Source organism: Armatimonas sp. (genome assembly GCF_031410135.1).
In the GTDB taxonomy this organism is placed as follows: Bacteria; Armatimonadota; Armatimonadia; order Armatimonadales; family Armatimonadaceae; genus Armatimonas.
In genome coordinates, this window is sequence record NZ_JANNYP010000857.1 from 1 (window position 1) to 1781 (window position 1781).

2 protein-coding genes are annotated in these 1781 nt (G+C 58.7%); both read right to left on the reverse strand.

Features of this window, described 5'->3' with window-relative positions; all coding sequences use genetic code 11:
- On the reverse strand, positions 1–1137 hold a 1137-nt coding region (locus RMO15_RS30770; protein ID WP_309722284.1), incomplete at its 3' end, for a DPP IV N-terminal domain-containing protein.
- Positions 1138–1196: 59 nt separating this feature from the next.
- Positions 1197–1781, reverse strand: a 585-nt coding sequence (locus RMO15_RS30775) for an MBL fold metallo-hydrolase (RefSeq protein WP_309722287.1), incomplete at its 5' end; no start/stop codon positions are given.

Below are 1781 nucleotides of genomic sequence, written 5' to 3' on the forward strand. Positions count from 1 at the left end.
GGTAAGAGCGTAGAAGTCCCCGTCTTTCACATAGATCAGGGTCTTGCCGTCAGGCGACCAGGCAAGATCGCTCTCGCGCTGGGGACCGTCGGTGAGGCGTATTGCCTTTCCGCCGGTTGCCGGTGCCGCAAAGACATCCCCCCGTACCACAAAGCCTACTTGCTCACCATCGCTGCTGGGAACCACTTCAGACGCGCCACTACTGAGTGTCAGGTTCTCGACCGGGTTGCTCTTGTCATCAGCCGCCACTGCCAAAGCTACCATCTTAGGCGCACTTGCCGCTCCGGTTAGGGCTACTGTCTCGATCCGATCTCCTACCTCATAGGCGGCACGGGAGCCATCGGCAGAAACCGTGGGAAAGCGAACTCCCTCCCCGACATACTTCGTGAGCTGCGTGGCCTTCCCGCCCGAGGCGCTTATTTTATAGAGGTTGTAGGCACCATCGCGCTCCGAGACAAAAACCACGCTCTTGCTATCGGGCATCCAGAGCGGCCACATATCCTGACCATCGAAATCGGTCAGCTGCTTAAATTCTTTGGTATTGAGATCGTAGACCCAGATATCCGCGTTGGCGCTGCCCCGGTAGCCAATACGCGGCCAGTCGGTAGTGCCACGGGAGAACACCAGCTTGGTACCATCGGGGGAGAGCTGTCCTCCAATCAGATTGTTAAGCCCAAGCACAGGGATAGGCCGACCGGGCTTATCAGTGTTATTGACGGTATAGAGGGTCTGCCCGCGCCGGGTCAGCTCGCGCACGGAGCTGATCAGTACTTTTTTGCCACCTGCTGCCCAGCCCTGGAAACCATTCCCGCCGCCATAGTTGGTCAGCCGTCGCGCCACGCCGCCACTTGCGGGCATCACAAAGGCCTCGTTGCGCCCGTAGCGGAGCGACTGAAAGCCAATCTCTTTCCCATCGGGCGAGAACTGGGCACGGGCATCGTAGGCGGGGTGCGATGTCAATCGTCGAGCAGGTGCTCCCCCCTCGGTAGGGCTCGACCAGAGATCGCCTTGGTAGGAAAAGACCAGGGTCTTTCCATCCGGGGAGAGTCCGGGGTAGCGCGGAAAAGAGACGGAAGACTGAGCAAAGCCCGCCGAGGCCAACACGGTCGCGGCGAGTGCAAGAGAGAGGCGTTTCATGGGTGGCATTGTACCTTAATCGCTAAAGTTACTGCGCACATTCCACGGTGTCTCTTTGGTTAGAACTTCAACTGCAGTCCATCGTAGGCTAGCCTGATGTTTTTGGGTAGCTCCTCCGACACCGTTTTGTGCCCGAAGTAGTGCGAGAGGTGTGTAAAGTAGGTCTGCCGTGCCCCAAGTGCCTTGGCTTCCTCGATCGCCTGCTCCAAGTGAAAGTGGGTCGGGTGCGGCTCGTAGCGGATCGTTCCGAGTACAACCGTATCGAGGCTTTGCAGATAGGGCCTCGTCTCCTCAGGAATCTCCGAGACATCGGTGACATAGGCAAAGGTCTTGTTGAATACTAGGCTCGTGACTCTCAGCTCCCCGTGCCAGTGCCAGAGCGGGAGCACCTCGATGCCGCAAAGCATAAAGGGCTGAAACGGGGTCAGCTCCACCAAGTCCAGCTGTGGCTTCCCTCCCCCCTCTTGGGTGGTTCTGAAGCAGTAGTCGTAGACGCTACGAACGCGCTCCAGGGTCTCTGGCGTGCCGTAGACGGGGATCCGAATGTCGTACTGGAAGTTGAACTGTCGCAGGTCGTCGAGGCCGAACAGATGATCGGCATGGGTGTGGGTCAGGATGCAGGCATCCACGCGCCGGATTTTGTG